The organism is Roseivivax sp. CAU 1761 (assembly GCF_054482755.1).
This window is the reverse complement of sequence record NZ_JBTLRM010000001.1, coordinates 1-20834: the sequence shown is the minus strand read 5'-3', so window position 1 is coordinate 20834 and position 20834 is coordinate 1. Positions and strand designations below refer to the sequence as shown.

The window sequence follows — 20834 nt, the reverse complement described above, 5'->3', positions numbered from 1 at the left end:
ATCAGCCGATGCGGCCGCCCCGCCCCGTGCGCGGGCCGGCCTGCCCGGCGGTTTCGCGGATCAGCAGGGCGATGCCCTCCGCCTGGGCCTGCCGGGCGCGCATCAGGTGCTGCTGAAGGGCGCGCAGGCGGACCCGCGACATCGGGGCATTCGGGCCTATCCCGGTCTCGCCGGCGCCGATATTGCAGAACTCGGCTTCGGCGGCATCGAGCGCGGCGAGCGTTTCGGTGGCCAGATTCAGAAGGTGGCACGAAGCTTTTGCGGGCATCGGTGATACTCCCTGTGAGATCCCAGACGTATTACGTGACGTCACTCCGTCACATCCCACGGTAGAAAACTTTCTGTTTCCGCTAACGCAACCAATGCCGGGCCCTGCGCCGGGGTTCGGATCGCGCGCGCCGCCGGATTGCGACAAAAGTCGCACACCGGATTCGGAAACGCATTGTTCCGGGTTCGTGAACACCGAAATCCTTGATGAGCAAGACTTTGCGATTCTTGGCGATTTGCCGCTCGTATTTGGAATTCCGAATGCATGGACATTTGGCGGCGACCCGGCATTGCGGCGCCTTTGCTGGATAATTCGATAGCGGAATTACCCTCAAAGTTGTTTCGGGGATGACCCGGCCCGCATTTCAGGGCCGGGGCTCCCGGCAATTTGGAGGATGTGACACGTGATTGATGGAAATCGTTCTGCCAACGCCAAGGCCTTCATGCACATGACCGTCGCGACGCTCGCGCTCGCGGCGCTCGTCTCCCCCGCGCCGGTCGGCGCCCAGGGCATCAGCACCGATGGCAGCCCGTCGGTCAGCGCCGATGCCAATGTCGGCGGCGTTGCGAGCGCCGAGGCCGACGCCCTCGGCGGGGGCAACATCGCCGATGCCCAGGTGGATGCGCTGGGCGGCGCCGGAGCGGGCGGCGCCACCGCCGAGGGCTGCGTGGGCAGCTGCGGCGGGTCGACCGGCGGCTCCGCCGGATCGGGCTCCGGCGTCTCGGCCAATGTGGACGCGTCCGTCGGCGGATCCGGCACCGGGGCCGGCGTCTCGGTCTCGGGCGGCGGCACCGGGGCGACCGGGTCGGTGTCGGTCGGCGGCAGCGGTTCGGGCGGCGGCTCGGGCAGCGGCGTCGGCGCCACCGGATCGGCAAGCGTCGGGACCGGCGGCACCTCCGGGACCGGCGCGACCGGGTCGGTCGGCGGCACGGTCGGCGCCGGCGGCGGCACCGCGGGCGGGACCAGCGGCGGCACCACCACCGCCGGCGGCAACACCGCGACCACCGGCGGCAGCGGCGCCGGCACCGCGTCCTCCGGCGGCGCCACCGCCTTCGCGGGCGGGGCCAGCGGCGGCGGCATCGGCAGCGCCGCCGAGGCGGCCGGCACCGTCACCCGCGGCGCCACGCCGACCCTTCCCGCCGTGCAGCCCGGGCCCTATCGCTGCGCCAGCGGCGGCAACACCGCGGCCTATGACGGCTTCCCGGTGGTCGATGCCCGCGGCGAGCTGGTGGGCACCGCCCACAGCGTCACCCTGGGCGGCAACAATGCGGTCGAGACGTTGCGGCTGATGTCGGTCTCGGGCAGCTGCATGGCGCTGCGCGGCGGCGGCGTGGTGGCGCGCGGCCAGGCCCTGCAGCTGACCTTCGGGGCCGAGCAGCTCGGGCGCTGACCCCGCCGGTCCGTCGAACCGGGGCGCGGGCGTGGCCCGCCCGCGCCCGCACCACGAGACGCCGATCATTCCCACCGCGCGCGGCACACGCGGGCGAAATTCGCATCCCTGTTGACCTGGAATTGGGCCCCCGGACGCCGCATCGCGATGCCGGGTTTCTGGCGCCGAACTTGGGAGACAAGGCGATGCCCGGCGCGGGCCGGTGCGGTCCTGGTGGGTCGTGACGGACTCGAACCGCCGACATTCTCGGTGTAAACGAGACGCTCTACCAACTGAGCTAACGACCCCCGGGGCTCCGGCTTTAGCCCGGCCCGAAACGGGCTGCAAGTCCCGCCGGACCGGGGGGAGGACAGGCCCGCCGGGGCGGGCCTGCGCGCGGGTCAGGGTCCGTAGACCACGTTGGGCAGCCAGGTGATGATCTGTGGGAACACCATGCAGAGCGCCAGCCCCACCACCTGCAGCGCCAGGAACGGCAGCGCCGAGCGGAAGATGTCGCCCATGGGGATCTCCGGCGGCGCCACCCCGCGCAGGTAGAACAGCGCGTAGCCGAAGGGCGGCGACAGGAAGCTCATCTGCATGTTGACGAGGTAGAGCACGCCGAACCACAGCACCAGGTCGCCCGGATCGTCGAGCCCGAAGGCCGCGGCGCCCAGCGCCTTCACGATCGGCACGAAGATCGGCACGCAGAGCAGCAGGATGCCCACCCAGTCGAGGAACATCCCCAGCGCCACCAGCAGGATCTGCATCAGGATCAGGATGCCCCAGGGCCCGAGGCCGGTGGCGGCCAGGCTCTCCTGCACGAATTGCTGCCCGCCCTCGAGCACGTAGAGCCCGACGAAGATCGTCGCGCCGAACATGATCCAGATCACCATGGCCGAGGCCTTGAGCGTGGTCAGGCAGGCTTCGCGCACCGTCGGCCAGTCGAGCTTGCGGTGGATGGCAGCGACGATGAAGGCGCCGAAGGTGCCGATGCCGGCGGCCTCCACCGGGGTCGCGACGCCCGAGAAGATCACCCCGAGCACCACCACGATGAGCGCGATCGGCGCCGCCATCTTGGAGACCAGCGCCACCTTCTCGCGGGTCGAGATGCGCTCGGCCACCGGGATCGGCGGGCCGAGCTGCGGGTTCAGGTAGGAGCGGCCGACGACGTAGAGGATGTACATCCCCGACAGGAGAAGCCCCGGGATCACCGCGCCGATGAACAGCTCGCCCACCGATTGCTCGGCCACCACGGCGTAGATGATGGCGAGGATCGAGGGCGGGATCAGGATTCCCAGCGTGCCGCCGGCCATGATCGAGCCCATGGCAATCTTGGGGTCGTAGTCGCGCGCCAGCATCGCCGGCAGCGCAATGATCCCCATCGTCACCACCGCCGCGCCGATCACGCCCACCATGGCGGCGAGCACCGTGGAGGCGAGGATGGTGGCGGCGGCGAGCCCGCCCTTCAGCCCGCCCAGCACCTTGTAGATGACGTCGAACATGTCGTTGATGATGCCCGCCCTCTCGAGCATCGCCGCCATGAAAATGAACAGCGGGATGGCCGAGAGCTGGTAGTTCGTCATCAAGGGGAAGATGCGGCTCGGCACGATGTTCAGCGCCTGCGCGTCGCCCAGCAGGAACAGGAAGACGCAGGCCAGACCGCCGGTCACGAAGGCCAGGGGCAGCCCGGCCATCAGCAGCGCCAGAAGGCTGCCGAACATGATCAGCGTGAGCCAGCCGATTTCGATTTCCAAACCCATCCGGTCAGGCCTCCTGAAGCGTGCGGATGTCCTTGAGGAGCTTCGACACTCCCTGCAGGACGAGAAGAAGCGCGCCGATCACCATGACCCATTTCATCGGCCAGAGCGGCACTTCCCATTCGTTGAAGCTGATTTCCCCCCAGCGCACGTTGGAGTTCGACCATTGGTCCCAGGACCAGTTGGCGAGCATCTCGGTGGTGGGGATGTCGCCGCGCGCCCATTGCGACAGCAGGCCGTTGCCGGTCGGAACGGCGAGCGCGTCCATGGCGAAGATCCAGCTGGTGACCAGCAGCGTGCCGGCGAAGATGAAGAAGAAGATCGAGGTCAGGATGTCGACCCAGGCCTTCCGCTCGCGGGTCAGCGGGGCGTAGAAGATGTCGACCCGCACGTGCTGCTCGGTGAGCATCGCGTAGGCGCCGGCGATCAGGTACTGCATGCCGAACATCAGGTACATGGATTCATGCGCCCAGTTCGTCGGCGTGTTGAAGACGTAGCGCGAGATCACCTCGAAGTAGTAGACGAAGACCGCGATCACCGCCCAGTAGGCGACGAATTCGCCGGCGAAGAGACAGAGCCGGTCGATCCAGTTCTCGGCATAGGATTCGTCGGGCCGGGTCTCGGTGACGCCGGCCTCCTCAAGCCGCTTGGCGGCCTCGCTCTCCTCCTCGGGGCGCAGGTGGCGGTTGGCGTTGCGCACCAGACGCTTCATCAGCACCGCGTCGATCAGGATCATGATCAGCAGCAGGAAGAAGGCGTAGCGCGCTACGTCGTTCCAGTAGGCGCGGTCGGCGCGGGCGGCGGCCAGCGTCGGTTCGAGCTGGGTGACCGTGGCCTGGGCCTCGCGGACCCGCTCTTCGCCGCGCCGGATGGTGGTCTCGGCGCGGCTGAGCCGGCGCTCCGCGGCCTTCTGGGCGAAGGATCCCTCCTCGGCCTCGGCCAGCTCGTTGCGGTAGCGCTCGATCTCGGCCTGGGCCTCCTCGACCCGCGGCCCCTCGCGGTCGAGCGTGCGCTGTGCCACCCGGACCTGGTTGGCGTAGTCCGACACCACCGACCGCGCCTCCTGCCCCGCCCCGTTAGCGTAGAGGATGACGAGGAAGATCGGGATGAAGACGAAGCCCCAGAGGTTCTTCAGGTAGAAGCGGTGCAGGCCCAGCATGCCGCCGGTGACGAGGATCATGTAGCCGAGCGCCATGGAATAGCGGTTTTCGCCGGTGCGCGGGCGGCGCGCCAGCGCCATCGCGATCAGCGGGAAGACGATCAGGCCCACCCAGTAGAGCCAGTGCGGCAATGTGTAACTTACGTCGGGCATGTCACGGGTCCGGTTCTGACAGGCGCCGCCCGGGCGCGGACGGCGCAAGCCGCCCGGACGGGCTCCGGGCGGCTCGGTTTCGCGGAACGCCCCTGTCCGGGGCCATGGATCAGAGCTTGAGTTCCAGCCCCTCGGTCAGCGCCGGGTCGACATAGCCGAGCGAACCGGACTGCATGTAGTCGAGCTGGATCTTGAAGACCCGCGCGGCGTTGGGGTCGCGGTTGGCGTAGTCGAACCAGATCGGCACCGCCACCTCGGTCATCAGCTCGACATCGTCCTGGCTGAGGCGGGTGACCTCGGTGCCGTCCTCCTCGAATTTCTGCCAGGCCTCCTGGTCGGCCTTCTGGATCGCCGCGTGGTGCATGTCGGAATAGACATGCGTCTCCATCTCCACGAACTGCTTCATCTGGTCGCTGAGCGCGTTCCAGGCGTTCATGCCGACGGTGATGTCCATGAGGTCGACCGGCTGGTAGAGCGACATGAAGCCCGGCGGGCCCATGACGATGTAGTCGGTGACCTGGCTGAAGCCCAACGCGTAGTTCACCGCCGGGCCCACGTAATCGGCCACGTCGATGGTGCCCTTCTCGAGCGCCGGGAAGATCTCCGAGCCCGGCAGAACCGTGGTCTCGGCGCCGATCTCGGAGAACACGTCGGCCACCATGCCGCCCGGCAGACGCATCTTGCGGCCGGCGAAATCGTCGATCGAGCGGATCGGCACCTTGGAGTGGATGATGTTCGGGCCGTGGTGCACCGGGCCCACGAAATGCATGCCCTGTGCCGCGAACAGCTCGCGCGCGATCTCCAGCCCGCCGAGGCCGTAATAGAACACGTCCCATTCATGCGGGTTGCGCAGGCCCAGCGGATAGGACGTCAGGAAGGTCGCCGCCGGAACGATGCCCTGGCCGTAGATGGTGAACGGGTTGATGGCGTCGAGCACGCCGTTCTTCACCGCGTCGTAGAGCTGGAAGTCGCCCACCACGTCGTTGGCGCCGAAGGGCGTGAAGGTCAGCTCGCCGCCGGACTTCTCCTGGATCGAGGCGCACCAATCCTTGAAGATCTGCAACCCGGCGCCGCCCGGCCAGGAGGTCTGGATCTTCCAGGTGGTGCCGTTGGCCTGCGCGCCGGCGATGTGCGGGGCGGCGAGGCTTGCAGCCCCCACCCCCGCCAGCGTGCGCAGCGCGTGTCTGCGGGTCGTGCGTGTCATGATCTCTCCTCCCCAGGATCGGTCTTGGTTATCTGGCCCCGGCCCGATCGCAAGCGCGCGCCGGCGCATCGCCATGCAACGCGGTATGCCGGGCGGGGTCAAGCGTCGCCTGCCGCAGCGTTCCCCGATGCAGCGGCACGGTCGCAGGCCCGTCACAGCGCCGCGGCGCGCCCGGAGAGGGGGGCGCGCGCCGGCCTGCCGCGGCGCGTCCGGCAACGCGGCGTTAATCCGCATGGCCTAGCTCTGGCCCCACCCGGTTCAGTCAGAAGCGCCCGATGTCCGTCACCTCCCCCCTTGCCGCCCTGCCCGCTCCTGCCGCCGCTGCCGGCCGCGCCCGGCTTTCCCGCCGGGACAAGGCTGCGATCGTCGTGCAGTTCATCGTCAACGAAGGCGCCGAGGTGCCGCTGGCATCGCTGCCCGACCCGCTGCAGGAGCGCCTGACCCAGGCGCTGGGCGGGCTGCGCTATGTCGACCGCAGCACCCTCGACGCGGTCCTCACCGAGTTCAGCGAGGAGCTGGCCGAGATCGGGCTGCGCTTTCCCGACGGCGTGGCGGGCGCGCTCGACATGCTGGACGGCCGGCTGGCGGCGCAGACCGCGCGGCGCCTGCGCAAGGCCGCCGGCGTGCGCCAGGCCGGCGATCCCTGGCAGCGCATCGGCGCCCAGAGCGTGGAGCGGCTGCTGCAATTCGTCGATGCCGAAAGCTGCGAGATCAGCGCCGTCATCCTGTCGAAGATCGAGGTCGCGAAGGCCGCGCAGATCCTCGAACGCCTGCCGGGACCGCAGGCGCGGCGCATCACCTTCGCGGTGTCGCGCACCGCCGGCATCACCCCCGACGCGGTGGACCGGATCGGGCTGAGCCTCTCGGCGCAGCTCGACGCCGATCCCGACCGGGCCTTCGCCGCCGCCCCGGTGGAGCGGATCGGCGCCATCCTGAACCAGTCGCCCGATGCCCTGCGCGACGACGTGCTGAGCGGCCTTGCGGAAAGCGATGCCGGCTTTGCCACGCTGGTGCGGAGGGCGATCTTCACCTTCGCCAACATTCCCGAGCGCCTCGCCCCGGAGGACGTGCCGCGGGTGATCCGGGAGGTCAACAACGGCACGATGGTCACCGCGCTGGCCGGCGCCGCCGGCGGCGAACTGGCACCGGTGGCCGAGTTTCTCCTGTCGGGCCTCTCCAAGCGCGCCGCCGCCGCCCTGTCCGAGGAGGTGGCGGAACGGGCCATGCCCGCGACCAAGGAGGCGGAGGCGGCGCAGCGCGCGGTGGTCTCGGCGATCCGCGACATCGCCGGCCGCGGCGAGATCGTGCTGCTCACGATGGAGGATCAGGAGTGACCCGGCGGCAGGGCGGAGGCCGCAAGGACTCCGCCGCAGCGCCGCATTCGCACCGCATTTGAAGGCGACACGGGCGCCGGCAACGGTGCGGCCCGGGCTGCACCGATCTCCACAGCCTAGTCCTGAAAGACCACTGTCGGGCCGCCCTCGGGCGGCCCCTTTTTCGTCCGCCGCACGCCGCGGGCGGGGGCGCGGCCGGCCGCGTCGCGGCGCGCCGGCGCTATCTGAGCGGCGCGTAGCTGCGGTCCGGGCGGAAGGCCGCGAGCGCCGGGTCGGCGGGCCGTCCTTCGACCATTTCGGTCACCAGCCGCCCGGTGATGCCGGCCAGGGTGAGGCCCAGATGCTGGTGGCCGAAGGCGTGCAGGATGCGGTCGGAGACCGGGCTCGGCCCGATCACCGGCAGCGAATCCGGCATCGTCGGGCGGAAGCCCAGCCAGGACGCGTCGGGCGCCGGCAGATCGCGGAACATCTCGCCGCCGCGCCGCGCCAGATAGGCCAGGCGCTCGCGGTTGGGCGGGGCGCCCAGCGCGGCGATCTCGACGGTGCCGGCGAGCCGCAGCCCCTGCGCCATCGGCACCGCGTAGAAGCCGCCCTCGGCCCAGCCCACCGGGCGGTTCAGACGCGCCCCCGACCCCGCGAAGCGCAGGTGGTAGCCGCGTTCGGTCCCGAGCGGCAGCCGCTCCGCCCCGGAGCCCGCGATGCGGCCGGAGAACGCCCCGGCCGCGATCACCGCACGGCCCGCCGCGAGGCTCCGGGTCTCGCAGCGCACCGTGACGCCGCGCGGCTCCGGGTGCAAGGACAGCACGCGCTCGGCCAGGGTCCGGCCGCCCAGGTCGGCGAAGCGGGCATGCAGGCGCCGCACCAGCGCCTCGGGGTCGCGGATGTGACGGGCCTCGGGGAAGAACGCCGCCGCGGCCACCGGCAGGTCGAGGCCGGGTTCGAGCGCTTGCGCCTCGGCTGCGCTGAGATGCTCCACCGCCACGCCGAGCCGGCGGCGCAGGTCGAGCCCGCCGCGGGCGGCCTCGGCGCCGCGCCGGCTCGACCAGACCGTCAGCTGGCCGCCCGCCACCACGAGGTCCCCGGCCCCGGCCTCGCGGATCAGGGGGTCGAGCCCGTCATCGGCGCGCGACAGCAGCCGCGCCAGATGGCCGGCGATGGCGCGGGAGCGCGCGCTCCGGCAATTGGCCAGGAAGGACAGCATCCAGCGCGGATGCGTCAGGGCATGCGGCCAGGCCACCGACAGCGCGCTGTCCCGCGCGAAGAGTAGCCGCGGCAGCGCCGCCAGCACCGCCGGGTCGTTCACCGGCAGGCAGGCATAGGTGGCCAGCGTGCAGGCATTGCCGGAACTGGTGCCCGAGCCCGGCGGCGCAGGATCGACGAGCAGCACGTCATGGCCCCGCATCCGGGCCCAGAGCGCGGTGCAGGTGCCGACGATCCCGGCCCCTGCGATGACGATATCGGCGTCCATTCCCTGCCCGTCTCCCTGCCGCTCCGGCCCCCTGCGGCCGCCGCCCGGCCATGCGACCGGTGATAGCGTCCCGGGGGGCGCTACGGAAGCGCCGGCGCGGGCTAGGGCAGAACCAGCATCAGCGCCGCGCTCATGGTGAAGAACGACACCACCGTCATGGCGAACATGGCCGCGGCGGCGCCCTGCTCCTCGCCGAAGCGCTGCGCCAGGATCGGGTAGATCCCCATCACCGGCATGGCCGCCATGATCACCGCCGCCGCCCGCAGCCCGGCATCTTCGACCCCCCATCCGATGGCCGAGAGCAGGCCGAGCGCGAGGAGGACGGCGAGGGGATGCAGGACGAGTTTGCCGACGATCACCGCGACCACCGTGGCATCGAAACTGCGCAGCGGCAGGCCCGCCAGCGTGCCGCCGATGACGGCCAGCGACAAGGCCGCGCTCGCCGCGGCGAGGATCTCCACCGGGCGGGTGATCACCGTCGGCAGGGTCAGGCCCCCGACCGACACCGCCATGCCGCAGATCAGGGCGATCACGATCGGGCTGCGCAGCAGCCGCCCGGCGATCCGCAGCGCCGCCGCTCCCGGCGCGCCGTCGCCCTGGCGGGATTTCTCGGCCAGCGCCAGGACCAGCGGGATCATCACGAGGTTCTCGACGATCATGTTCATGGCCAGCGCGGGCGAGGCCACCGAGGGCAGCGCCATCAGCAGGACCGGATAGCCGATGAAGCCGCTGTTGGCGCAGGACATGCCCATGGCGTGAAAGGTGCTGGCGGCCGGGGCGTGCCCGGCGATGCGGCGCGCCCAGAGATAGCCGGCGGCGAACACGGCCAGCGAGCCGCAGAGCACCGCCGACAGGTAGCCGACATTCGAGATCTCGGCGATCGGGCGGGAGGAGACCGCCCTGAAGACCAGCGCCGGCAGCGCGATGCTGACGACGAACTTGCCCAGCGTGCGCATCTCGTCCGCGCTGAAGAACCGGCAGGCGACCGAGGCATAGCCGATGCCGATCAGAACGAAGATCACGGCGGTGATGGACAAAATGTCGAGCAAGCGATCCTGCCTGTCTGGAACGACCCGGGTGACGTCGGGGCCGGCACGTATTTCGGCCGCCTTAGCCCCGGGACCGGACCGACCACAAGGCGGTTCTCGGCGCGCGCGGGGACGCCGCATCGAGAGGTAGCGCACATAGTCGCGCTGATCCCGGTTCTCGGCGCGCGCGGGGACGCCGCCCGCCGGCCGGGGGCCCGGCCCTGCGGTGCGGGCGGCGCGGACGCATCCCACACCGGCGCCGGGGCGTCTGTCGGCGCGCCGCCGCGCCGGGGCTCTTGGCCGCCGCCGGGCCGGACCCCCGCGGCGGTCGCGTCATCCCGCCTTGCCGCCTCTGCCGCGGGCGAACCGGTCCAAGGGACCTGCGGCAGCGGCACGGCACCGCGAGCGCGGGCCGCGCCGCGCCGCGATGCCCCGCCGGAACCGCCGGAACCGGGCCGCGGCCGCGCCGCTTGAGCCGCCCGGGATGCAGCCTATCCTTCGCCGACAGGCCATCGACGGGAGACCTGCATGCGGATTCTGTTCACCGGCGGCGCGGGCAAGGCCGGGCGCCACGTCATCCCCTACCTGCGCGAGCGCGGCCACCGGGTGGTCAATGCCGACCGGGTCCCGCTCGACGTGCCGGGGGTCGACAATCTCCGCCTCGAGCTGACCGACAGCGGCCAGGTCTTCAACGCGCTGAGCGCGCTGGCCGGGCTCGACGAGCTCGACCTGCGCGCGGTGCCCCGCTACGACGCCGTGGTGCATTTCGCGGCGCTGGCGCGGATCCTGATCGAGCCCGACAGCGAGACCTACCGCGTCAACGTGATGTCGACCTACAACATCCTCGAAGCCGCGGCGAAGCTGGGCATTCCCAAGGTGATCTTCGCCTCGTCCGAGACCACCTACGGCATCTGCTTCGCTCATGGCGAGGTGCGGCCGCACTACCTGCCGGTGGACGAGGACCATCCCACCGTGCCGCAGGACAGCTATGCCCTGTCGAAGGTCGCCAACGAGGTCACCGCGCGCGGCTTCCAGGCCCGCACCGGCGCCGACATCTACGGCCTGAGGATCAACAACGTCATCGAACCCCATGAATACGCACGGGATTTCCCGGCCTATCTCGCGGATCCGGCGCTGCGGCGGCGCAACATCTTCGGCTATATCGACGCCCGCGACCTCGGCCAGATGGTCGAGCGCTGCCTGCGCACGGACGGGCTGGGCTACCAGGTCTTCAACGTCGCCAATGCCAACCTGTCGGTGGGCCTGTCCAACGCCGAGCTGCGGCGGCGCTTCTACCCGGACGTGCCGGTGCGGCGCGAGATGGGCGAGACCGAGACCTTCTACGCCATCGACAAGGCGCGCGAGATGCTGGGCTTCGTCCCCGAGCATGACTGGCGCAACGAACTCTAGCCCGCGCCGGCGCTGCCGGGCGGGCGCGGCAGGCCGCCCGCGAGGGGGCGGCGGGCCCGCCCCGGGGGGCTGTCCTTCCCGGGACGCGGCGCATAGTCTTGCGCCCGGGACATGACGAGAAACGGACACGAGAACATGGTCGTCGATCCTGGCGCGCATCTCGCCGGCAAACGGGGCATCCAGTCTGTCGAGGTCGGCTGGGCGCTGATCGAGGTCCTGGAGCGGGCCTGCCGGGCGCTGCCGCTCAAGCAGCTGGCCGAGGAGGCCGGCATGCCAGCCAGCCGGGCGCATCTCTACATGGTGAGCTTCCAGCGCCTGGGCCTGGTGCGCCAGGACGGCCGCAACGGGCGTTACGGACTGGGACCGGCGGCGTTGCGGCTGGGCGCCGCGGCGATCAGCCAGTTCGACGTGGTCGATGCCGCCATGCCGGTGCTGGAGCGCCTGTCGCAGGATCATGCGCAGGCCTTCACCCTGTCGATCTGGGGCAATCGCGGGCCGACGATCATCTACAAGCTCGACGGCCGCGACCGCAGCCCCTTCGCGATCAAGGTCGGATCGGTGCTGCCGCTGCTGACCACGGCGACCGGGCGGACCTTCCTCGCCCATCTGCCGCGGAGCGAGTGGACCGAGATCGCGGCCTATGAGGAGAAGCTGTCGCCCGGCGCCCTGGCCGAGGCCGAGGCCCGCGTCGAGGCGATCCGCCGCGCCGGGCTGGCGATGACCGAGGGCCGGCTGCAGGCCGGCTTCTACGGCATTTCGGCGCCGGTCTTCAGCGTCGACGGGCGCATCCAGGCGACGTTGACCGCCGTCGGATCGGTGGCGCTCGGCGAGCCGTCGCAGAACCGCCGCCTGCAGGACGCGCTGCGCGCCGCGGCCGGCGAGATCAGCCGGCAGAGCGGCGCGGCCCTGCCCGACTAGCCCCCCGCCCGCTCAGTCCGCGCGGCCCGCGGCGAGGCGCAGCACCCCGGCGGCGTCCGCGGCGCCGTCGCCGCTCCAGGCCACGAAGTGGTCGGGACGCACGAGGATCAGCGGTGCCGCGTAATCCCCGGCCGCGCCGTCGCGCGCCAGGGGCACGATGTCGAGCGGCAGCCCGAGATCGCGCGCCGCCGCGTCGAACGCCTCCGCCGCCTCGGCCGCATCGAGGGCCAGCAGGGTGAAGCCGCTGCCCAGCCGGTCGAAGGTGGTGCCGCCCTCCGGCAGCGGCCGCGGCGCCAGGTGATAGCCGGGACGCGCCGCGAAACTGTGCTCGGCCACCGCGTCGGCGGCGCCGGGGGGGGGGGGGGGGGGGGGGGGCCCGCGACGACCGGCGAGCCGCGGTAGTTCGGCTGGTAGGACCCCACCTCCGAGGCGGCGCCGTTGGCGCGCTCGGACCACGCCGCCTCGAAGCCGGCGCGGTCGGTCTGCGGATCGTGGCGCGCCAGGAAGTCGCGGTCGGTGCGGATCGAGGCCTCGATGAAATCGACCGCGGTCGAGCGGAAGACCGGCCGGCGCTCGGCATCGTAGGAGGCCAGCAGGCCGGCCCCGCCCCAGCCCTGCAGCACCGCCGCCAGCTTCCAGCCGAGATTGCGCGCATCCTCGAAGCCGGTATTGATGCCGTAGCCGCCATAGGGCGGGTGGTTGTGCGCCGCGTCGCCGGCCACGAAGAGGCGGTCGTGGCCGTAATCGTCGGCGATCGCCACGCGGCAATCCCAGAGCCCGCGATGCCGCACCTCCATGTCGATCTCGGCGCCAACGGCCCGTTCCACATAGGCCTGGAAGTCGAAGCTCTCGGGATCGGTGCCCGCCGGCAGCGGCGCGTGAAAGAAGAACTCGCCCTCGAGATCGACGCGCCCGAAGAACAGCCAGTAGCCTTCCAGATCGGGATGCAGCACGTTGAAGAAGCTCTTGCCCGGATGCCGGTCGAGCAGCGCCGCGTGCAGCGCCTCGGACTGGAACACCAGCAGCACCATCACCCGGTCGTGGTCGCGCACCGTCTGCGGCAGCCCCGCCGCCCGGCGCAGCGGCGAGCGTGCGCCGTCGCAGCCCACGGCGTAATCCGCGGTGACGCGGAACTCGGCGCCGCTCTCGCGGTCGCGCGCGGTCACCGTGACGCCGTCGGCATCCTGCGCGGCGGCCTCGACCTCGACGCCGGTCCGGAGCGTCACGGCGTCGATCTCGGCGGCGCGCGCGCGCAGCACGGCCTCGGTCTCGTATTGCGGCAGCCGCTCGTTGTCGGCGGCGTAATAGGGCCGCACCAGCTCCCGCTTCAGCCAGTCGTAATGGTAGTCGCCCAGAAGCGTGCCATAGGCCGTCAGCCCGCCGATGCCGAACTCCGAGGGCACCGGGCGGGCGGCGCGCAGCTGCGCCTCGGCGCCCCAGGCCTGGAAGTGCTCCATGGTCCGCGGGGTCAGGTTCTGGCCCTTGGGAATGCGCTGCGGAGCCGGGTATTTCTCCAGCACCAGCACGTCGATGCCGCGCTGCCCAAGCTCGATGGCGAGGCCGATCCCGACCGGGCCCCCGCCCGAGATGATGACCTGCGCGTCCTTGTCCGGTGCCATGCACGGATCTCCTTGTTGGTTCGAATTCGTATCGGCGTCAGGCCCGGCCGAGCACGCGCGGCGCGAATACCAGCGCGAGGCCGAGCAGGATGGCGCCCAGGTTCACCGCCGCTCCGCCCATGCCCACGGAGACGGGCAGGATGGCGGCCAGCGCCAGCACGGCGAGCAGGCCACGCTCGACCGGGTTGAGCGGCCGCGCCAGCACGCCGTAGATCGCCCCGGTGGCGAACCATATGCCGATCACCGCCCCGGCGACCTGCCAGAGGATGTCGGCCAGCGGCGCCTGCATCACGAGGCCGGGCTCGAACACCATGACGAAGGGGATGAGATAGGCGACCCAGCCCATGCGCACGGCGGCCCAGCCGGTCGTCATGGCGTCGGCGCCGGCCATCGTCGCGGCGGTAAAGCTGGCCAGCGCCACCGGCGGGGTGATCATCGACAGCATGCCGAAATAGAGCAGGAACATGTGCGCCGCGATCGGATCGATGCCGGCGCGCACGAGCGCCGGGCCGATCAGGCTGGCCAGCAGCACGTAGACCCCGACGGTGGGCATGCCCATGCCCAGCACCACGCTGACCAGCGCCGCGACGATCAGGAGCAGGAACAGGCTGTCGGCGGCCATCGCCACCAGTTGCAGGGTCAGGGCGAAGGACAGGCCGGAGATGTTGAGCACGCCGATCACGATGCCCGCTGCGGCCGAGATCATCACGATCTCGACCATGCCGAAGCCCGCCTCGGGCAGCGCGCGGAGCAGCGCCACGGGGCCGGTGCGGTGGCCGCGATAGGGCAGGATCAACGCCAGCAGCGCCAGCGCGCCGGTCGCCGCCAGCGCCGCGATCTCGGGCCGCCAGCTGAGCCAGAACAGGCCGTAGATCAGGATCACGAAGGGCACGACATATTGCCAGCCCTCGGCGAGGACGCGCGTCAGCGGGCGGATCTCGACGTCGTCGGGCAGGACCATGTCATGGGCCGCGGCATGGGCGTCGACGTAGAAGAAGATGGCGAGGTAGTAGAGCGCCGAGGGGATCACCGCCGCCAGCACCACGGTGGCGAAGGAGATCTGCAGGAACTCCGCCATCAGGAAGGCCGCTGCGCCCATGATGGGCGGCGCCAGCTGCCCGCCGGTGGAGGCCAGCGCCTCGACCGCGGCGGCCATGTGGGGCTTGTAGCCGGCGCGTTTCATCAGCGGCAGGGTCACGCCGCCCGAGGCCGCGACATTGGCCACCGCGCTGCCCGAGACGCTGCCGAACAGGAAGGAGGAGACCACCGCGATCTTGGCGGCGCCGCCGCGGGTGCGCCCGACCAGCGCCAGCGCGAGATCGTTGAAGAAGGCCGATCCGCCCGAGGCCACCAGGACCTGGCCCAGCAGGATGAAGGCGAAGACCATGGTCGCCGTGACCATCAGCGGCAGGCCGAGCAGGCCGTTGGTGTCCATCACCACGTAGATCGCCAGCCGGTCCCAGAGGATCTGGCGCGACATGCCGAAGGGCAGCAGGTGGCCGAACAGGCCGTAGAGCACGAACAGCACGACGATGAGGGTCAGGCCCCGCCCGGTCAGCCGCCGCACCGCCTCGATGCTCAGCGCGCCGATCACCAGGCTGACCGCGATGCCCTGCCAGGGCTTGTAGACCAGTTCGTTGATCAGGTCGGGATAGGCGATCGCCACGTAGCCCGCCGCCGCGAAGCCGGCCAGCGCGAGCATCGGGTCGAGAACGGCCAGCCGCCCCGAAAAGCGCGGCGCGACGAGGAAGGCCAGACCGAGCGCGAGGGCGAGGATCGCCGCCAGATACTGCTCGGTGTAGAGGCTGAGACCGAGGCTGCGCGGCACGTCGAGCGCATAGGCGATGGCCGCCAGCGTCATCGCCGTGGCGATCAGCGTCGCGGCGGCGCCGCGCATCTGGGGAGCGGTCGGGGCATCTGGCATGGCGGCTCCAGGGGTCCGGTACGGGACGCGGCCGGCGGCCGTGGCGCCTGGCCACGCCCGCCGGAACGGGGGCGAGAGATCAGCCCTCGGGGTTCAGGACCTGCTGTGCGCCCGGGTGGTAGGGCACGCCCACGTCGACATACATCGCCTCGGGATCCATGTCGGCGAAAGGGGCGAAGGATTCGACCAGCTTGTCCTTGTTGTCGCGCAGCGCGGTGACGACGGCGGCGACCGTCTCCTCGGGGACATGCGCGCCGACCACCAGCATGTAATCGTAGGCCATCACCGGCATCTCGGCATCGACCCCGGTCAGGCCCTCGCGCGGCGCGATGGTGTCGACATAGGCCTGCGGCACGACCTCCTGCAGCGCCGCCTCGGCCTCCGCCGTGTCGGGCAGCGGCAGCCAGTGCAGGCCGCCCACCGCGGCGTCGACCTCGGTCACCTTGCCCGACCCGACGGCGAAGAAGGCGCCGTCGGCGCGGCCGCTGACGAAATCGTCGGCGCCGCGGATGACGTTCGGCACCATGTTCTGCTCGATGTCCTCGGGGGTGAGCCCGCCGGCGGCGAGGATCGCGGTGACGATGCGGTTGATGGTGAGCTGGCTGGTGAAGCCATAGGTCACGCTCTTGCCGGCCAGATCCGCGACGCTGTCGATGCCGCTGTCGTCGCGCGCGAAGATGCCGACGCGGAACGGATAGAGCCGGGCCGCCGGGGCGATGTTCTCGAGCGCCCGGCCGTCGAAATCGCCGGTGCCGTTGACCGCGTCGTTGACCTCGATGGCATTGGCGATGCCGAGATCGAGCTCGCCCATGTCGATGAGCGGCAGGTAGGCGCTGGTGCCGGCGCTGGGCTGGACGAGCGCGTTGATGCCCTCATCGGCCAGCACCCGCGCGATGGCCGAGCCGATCGAATAGCCGCTGGTGCCCTGGCCCATCGTGCCGATGCCCAGCTGCTGCGCCTGCGCCGCCGGCGCCAGCGTGACGAGGGCCGCAACGGCGGCGATCGTGGTCTTGAACGTCATTGTTTTCCTCCCTTTGGAAAGTCTCCGAAGTCTCCTGCGCGCGGCGCCGCCCCGGGCTGCCCCGGGCCTGGCCGGGCGCGTCCCGGCCGCGCCGGCCGCGCGCGCCTTAGGCCGGTTCCGCGACCCTGGTCGCGTCGTAGTCGAAGAGCCAGTCGTAGCGCCTGCGCACCGCGTCGGGGGCCCATTGCGCGGCAACGTAGCGCCGCGCGCTCTCGGGTCGCGCCAGATCCGGGTTGTGGAAGCGGCCGGTATTGCCGGAGGAGCCGGCGATGACCGCGTCGGTGCGCGGCTTGCGCAGCGCCGCGTAGCGCTCCAGCGCGGCGGTTACCCCGGACGCGTCCTGCGCCGGCGCGCCGGCGACCCGGGCCAGGCACGCCGCCAGCACGATGCCGTCCTCGATCGCCATGCCCGCGCCCTGGGCCAGGAATGGCAGGGTGGCGTGGCAGGCATCGCCCAGCATGGCACAGCGCCCGTGGACCCAGGCCTCCACCGGGTCGCGCTCCACCAGCGCCCAGCGGTAGGGAATGTCGATGGCCGCCACGATGTCCTGCACCAGGGGGTGCCAGCCCTCGAAATCAGCGGCGCAGTCGCTGCGCGCCCCGGCCTCGGACCAGCTTTCGCCGGTCCATTCGGCGTTTTCCACTACGCCGACGAAATTCATCAGCGCGCCACCGCGCACCGGATAGGTGATGACATGCGCCCCGGGGCCGACCCAGTTGGTCCCGACCGGGCGGCGCAGCTCCGCCGGCAGCCGCTCCGTCGCGGCCAGACCGCGCCAGGCCATAAGACCGGTGAAGCGCGCCCGCGGCGCCGCGGAGAAGGCGTCGCGCAGCCGCGAATGCACGCCGTCGGCGGCGATCACCACGTCGCCGGTGACCGTGCCCTCGGCCAGGTGCAGCGTCGCGGAGGCTGCGTTCTGGCTGACATCCAGCGCCGGCGCGCCGAGGCGCAGCGCCCCCGGGGCCAGACGCTCGAGCTCGTCCACCAGCACGCCGTGCAGGTCGCCGCGGTGCACCATCCAGTACGGCGCGCCGAAGCGCTGCCGGCAATCCTCGCCAAGATCGAAGAGCGGCCAGGCCTCGCCGGTGTTCCACAGCCGCACTTCCTTGCCCGCGGCCTCGCTGACCAGCGGCCGCAGCGCCTCCTCGAGCCCGAGGACGCGCAGCACCCGCGTCGCATTCGGCCCGAGCTGGATGCCCGCGCCGATCGGGGCGAATGCGGCGGCGCGCTCGCAGAGCACGACATCGATCTGCCGCCGTGCCAGTGCGATGGCCGCGGTGAGACCGCCGAGACCGGCGCCGGCAATGACTACGCGCACGCTGCTCCTCCCCCCATAGACATTCTACCCTGTAGAATTTGGTTTGCTAATTGTCAATGATGCCGGGGCCGGCGGGGCCCCCGCCCTCCGCCGCGGCCCAATCCGCGCCCCAATCGTCTCGGAGCATCTTAGGCATGCCACGCCGACCCCTCTTGAGCTGCGCTACACGTTGGCCGGCAGTATGTGGCGCAGCCCCGGCGGACCCGCCGCGCACGGGTCGCCCCCCTGTCCCGCCGGGCCCGGGGCGCGCCGCGCGTCACTCGACCATGCGCGGCACCGGCGCGAAGACGCTGAGCTTGAGCCAGTCCGCCAGCTGCCGGGTCAGGCGGGGGGTCGAGTCGATCTGCACCGCGCCGCTGGCGATCTCGTCGGACAGTTTCGACAGGCCCATCCAGACCGCGGTCATCGCCCGCAGGTCGGCGGTCACCAGGATGTCCACGTCGTAGCCCGGATCGAACTTGCACAGATCGGTGCCGTGCGGATCGACCACCAGCCACCAGTCGCGCAGCTGTTCGGCCAATTCGGGATACAGAAACTGTATCGTGCAGCGCGCGCTGGGCGGGGGATCGGGCACGAAATTGCGCCGGATGTCCCACATCAAAAGCGAGGGGTCGAGGTTGCGCAGCGACAGCGAGGATTCCACCCAGCGCTGCCCCCAGGTGCCGAGCCCCATGACGAGCGGGCGCAGTTCCTCGCCGGCCTGGGTCAGGCGGTACTCCGAGCCGCCGCCCGCCGCGGGCTCGGCGGTGATCACCCCGGCGCCCTGCAACTCCCTGAGCCGCTTCGACAACAGGCTGGGCGACATCCGCGGCACGCCGCGCCGGATGTCGTTGAACCGGGTCGAACCGCAGAGCAGCTCGCGCAGCACCAGCGGCGTCCAGCGCGTGCAGAGCACCTCCGAGGCCATCGAGACCGGGCAGAACTGGTTGTAGAGGGACTTCTCCGCCATCGACCCCTCCCCTGCCGGCCAAGGTAGCACGACCGCTCCATTTCCTGAACTAGTCCGGCCCGGCGGCGCGGCGCATCCTCGCAGCATCCGATCAGGGAGGAAGACCGATGACGGAACTGCTTGCCATGCACGCGCCGGGTCACGCCGCGGCGGGACCGGCCCTCGACCACCTGCTGGAGCGCTGCGCGGCCCGGGCCGCGGCCTGCGACCGCGACGAGACCTTCGTGGCCCACGGCTACGACATCGCGCGGGACAGCGGGCTCCTGGCCGCCGGCGTTCCGGCGGAACTCGGCGGCGGGGGCCTCGAGGTCCGGGCGCTCTGCGACATGCTGCGGCGGCTGGCCCATGCCTGCCCGGCCACGGCGCTGGCGCTGTCGATGCACACCCACCAGGTCGCCTTTCCGGCCTGGCGCTGGCGCCACCAGCCCGAAACCCGGCCCAAGACCGAACCCCTGCTGGCGCGCGTCGCCGCCGAGTCCCTCGTCCTGTTGTCCTCGGGCGGCGGCGACTGGATCGGCGGCTCGGGCGAGGCCGAACCGGTCGCCGGCGGCTACCGGGTGACGGCGCGCAAGCCCTTCGTCTCGGGCGCGCCGGCCGGCGACCTGCTGATGACCAGCGCCGTCTCGCCCGAGGACGGCGGCACGGTGATCCACTTCGCCTGCCCGATGGCGGCGCCGGAGGTCACCGTCCTCGACACCTGGCACGTGCTGGGCATGCGCGGCACCGGCAGCCACGACGTGAAGATCGCGGGCCTGTTCGTGCCGGCCGAGAAGGTCGCGGTGAAACGCCCGCGCGGCCGGTGGAACGCCGTGTTCCAGACCCTTGCGCCTTTGGCCTTCCCGCTGATCTACGCGGTCTATCTCGGCATCGCCGAACGCGCCCGCGATCTCGCCGTCGATCTCGCCAAGGCGCGGCCGCCCTCGGCGCTGCTGCGCGACCGCGCCGGTCGGATGGAGACCGCGCTCGCCGCGGCGCGGATGGCGCATGCGAGCATGGTGGCGGCGGCCGAGCGCAACGCGCCCGGCGCCGACACCGTCAACGCGACGATGATCGGGCGCCATCTGGTGGAGGCGAACGCGATCCGCACCGTCGAGCTGGCGCTCGAACTCGCGGGCGGCGCGGGCTTCTACCGCGGCGCCGGTCTCGAACGATTGTTCCGCGACATCCAGGCCGCGCGCTACCACCCGCTGCAGAAGGAGACGCAAGCGGCCTTTGCCGGCGCCCTGGCGCTCGGACACCCGAGCGAGGAGATCTACTGACGCCGCCGGGGAAACCTCCCCGGGGCCGGGCCGGCCCAGCGGCGATCATCACTGCGTACGCGACGAGCGAGGCAGCGCGCTCCGCCGTCATCGACCGGCTTGGGGGGCGGCGCGAGAACGGGTCGCGGACGGCGGCGAGGTAACGCCAGCCCTCAACTGTCCGGATATTGGGGAAGTCGGCCAGCCAGTTCCGGTTCGGTCCGTCCGCGCGGAAACCCCGGTCGAGACGGGTCTCGGCGATGACGGCGTGCGCCCCTCGGGGCCTTCGGAACGCCGCGTCGACGGGGCAGTGCAAGCCGTTCGGCTGCGTCCGAGGTTCGATCCGGTGCAGGCCGCAGGTGCTCCCTTCCGCGGGCACGTCCCGCCAGAGGCGCCGGGCGCGCGTCGCGTCCGGTCGCTGGGCCCGAAAGCTCTGGCGCATGACCTCGCTCGGCTTCCGGTCGCAGAGGGACCGGACATTACCGTGCCGGTTCCGCCAGGCAGGGTCGGCCGGCGCAGGCGGGAGGGAGACACGCAATGTCCGCCATGTCTGCTGCAACCGCAGCATCAGACCGGGCGGATTGTGTTGAAGAAGTCGGTCGAGGACGACCGTTTTGCCAGCCCAAACGTCGGCGCGCCGCCGTTCCGTTCGGGCAACTGCCCGTCTGTCCGCCTCAATACGGCTATTCGGCCGCTC

Annotated in this window: 16 protein-coding genes, 1 tRNA gene and 1 pseudogene; 5 read left to right on the top strand and 13 right to left on the bottom strand. The window is 71.3% G+C overall.

Annotated features, from left to right (window positions below; translation table 11 throughout):
• Nucleotide 1: 1 nt before the first annotated feature.
• Nucleotides 2–268: a hypothetical protein gene (locus ACXYMW_RS00090; protein ID WP_459033246.1), complete on the bottom strand. Its 267-nt coding sequence runs from the start codon at nt 266–268 to the stop codon at nt 2–4.
• 442 nt (nt 269–710) lie between these two features.
• Between ACXYMW_RS00090 and ACXYMW_RS00085 the strand changes: the two genes are divergently transcribed.
• Complete coding sequence (locus ACXYMW_RS00085; RefSeq protein ID WP_459033245.1) at nt 711–1658, top strand: hypothetical protein; 948 nt, start codon at nt 711–713, stop codon at nt 1656–1658.
• Nucleotides 1659–1869: 211 nt separating this feature from the next.
• Here ACXYMW_RS00085 and ACXYMW_RS00080 read toward each other — a convergent pair.
• The 4 genes from ACXYMW_RS00080 to dctP form a co-directional block, all read right to left on the bottom strand.
• Nucleotides 1870–1945: transfer RNA gene (locus tag ACXYMW_RS00080), tRNA-Val, on the bottom strand.
• A gap of 93 nt (nt 1946–2038) precedes the next feature.
• Complete coding sequence (locus ACXYMW_RS00075; protein WP_459033244.1) at nt 2039–3397, bottom strand: TRAP transporter large permease; 1359 nt, start codon at nt 3395–3397, stop codon at nt 2039–2041.
• Between the two features lie 4 nt (nt 3398–3401).
• Nucleotides 3402–4706 carry a TRAP transporter small permease subunit gene (locus tag ACXYMW_RS00070; protein ID WP_459033243.1) on the bottom strand — a complete coding sequence of 435 codons (1305 nt, stop codon included), beginning with the start codon at nt 4704–4706 and terminating at the stop codon, nt 3402–3404.
• Nucleotides 4707–4815: 109 nt separating this feature from the next.
• A complete protein-coding gene (gene dctP / locus ACXYMW_RS00065; protein ID WP_459033242.1) occupies nt 4816–5910 on the bottom strand; it encodes a TRAP transporter substrate-binding protein DctP in 1095 nt (364 codons plus the stop codon).
• A gap of 275 nt (nt 5911–6185) precedes the next feature.
• Here dctP and ACXYMW_RS00060 point away from each other — a divergent pair, with 275 nt between their 5' ends.
• A complete protein-coding gene (locus ACXYMW_RS00060) occupies nt 6186–7244 on the top strand; it encodes a FliG C-terminal domain-containing protein (RefSeq protein ID WP_459033241.1) in 1059 nt (352 codons plus the stop codon).
• Nucleotides 7245–7464: 220 nt separating this feature from the next.
• Here ACXYMW_RS00060 and ACXYMW_RS00055 read toward each other — a convergent pair whose 3' ends face one another.
• Both ACXYMW_RS00055 and ACXYMW_RS00050 read right to left on the bottom strand, forming a co-directional pair.
• Nucleotides 7465–8712, bottom strand: coding sequence for an NAD(P)/FAD-dependent oxidoreductase (locus ACXYMW_RS00055; RefSeq protein ID WP_459033240.1), 1248 nt, complete (start codon nt 8710–8712; stop codon nt 7465–7467).
• A gap of 101 nt (nt 8713–8813) precedes the next feature.
• On the bottom strand, nt 8814–9749 hold the full coding sequence (locus ACXYMW_RS00050) for an AEC family transporter (protein WP_459033239.1): 936 nt from the start codon (nt 9747–9749) through the stop codon (nt 8814–8816).
• A 519-nt stretch (nt 9750–10268) separates the two neighbouring features.
• On the opposite strand from ACXYMW_RS00050, the gene ACXYMW_RS00045 reads away from it, so the two are divergent.
• Complete coding sequence (locus tag ACXYMW_RS00045; RefSeq protein WP_459033238.1) at nt 10269–11150, top strand: NAD-dependent epimerase/dehydratase family protein; 882 nt, start codon at nt 10269–10271, stop codon at nt 11148–11150.
• A gap of 111 nt (nt 11151–11261) precedes the next feature.
• Nucleotides 11262–12068, top strand: a complete 807-nt coding sequence (locus ACXYMW_RS00040) for an IclR family transcriptional regulator (protein ID WP_459033237.1) — start codon at nt 11262–11264, stop codon at nt 12066–12068.
• Nucleotides 12069–12080: 12 nt separating this feature from the next.
• Here the strand turns inward: ACXYMW_RS00040 and ACXYMW_RS00035 are convergent, their stop codons facing one another.
• From ACXYMW_RS00035 to ACXYMW_RS00010, 6 genes and pseudogenes are all read right to left on the bottom strand, one after another.
• On the bottom strand, nt 12081–12404 hold the full coding sequence (locus tag ACXYMW_RS00035; RefSeq protein ID WP_459033236.1) for an aromatic-ring hydroxylase C-terminal domain-containing protein: 324 nt from the start codon (nt 12402–12404) through the stop codon (nt 12081–12083).
• A gap of 278 nt (nt 12405–12682) precedes the next feature.
• Nucleotides 12683–13687 (bottom strand): annotated as a pseudogene (locus ACXYMW_RS00030) (FAD-dependent monooxygenase); the annotation flags it as partial.
• 37 nt (nt 13688–13724) lie between these two features.
• Nucleotides 13725–15611, bottom strand: coding sequence for a TRAP transporter permease (locus ACXYMW_RS00025; protein ID WP_459033235.1), 1887 nt, complete (start codon nt 15609–15611; stop codon nt 13725–13727).
• Nucleotides 15612–15690: 79 nt separating this feature from the next.
• Nucleotides 15691–16632 (bottom strand): TAXI family TRAP transporter solute-binding subunit, encoded by a 942-nt coding sequence (locus ACXYMW_RS00020; RefSeq protein WP_459033234.1) that lies wholly within the window; start codon nt 16630–16632, stop codon nt 15691–15693.
• A gap of 106 nt (nt 16633–16738) precedes the next feature.
• Nucleotides 16739–17950, bottom strand: coding sequence for an FAD-dependent monooxygenase (locus ACXYMW_RS00015; protein WP_459033233.1), 1212 nt, complete (start codon nt 17948–17950; stop codon nt 16739–16741).
• Between the two features lie 256 nt (nt 17951–18206).
• Nucleotides 18207–18899: a winged helix-turn-helix transcriptional regulator gene (locus ACXYMW_RS00010; protein ID WP_459033232.1), complete on the bottom strand. Its 693-nt coding sequence runs from the start codon at nt 18897–18899 to the stop codon at nt 18207–18209.
• A 107-nt stretch (nt 18900–19006) separates the two neighbouring features.
• Between ACXYMW_RS00010 and ACXYMW_RS00005 the strand changes: the two genes are divergently transcribed.
• Complete coding sequence (locus ACXYMW_RS00005) at nt 19007–20158, top strand: acyl-CoA dehydrogenase family protein (RefSeq protein ID WP_459033231.1); 1152 nt, start codon at nt 19007–19009, stop codon at nt 20156–20158.
• Nucleotides 20159–20834 lie beyond the last annotated feature (676 nt).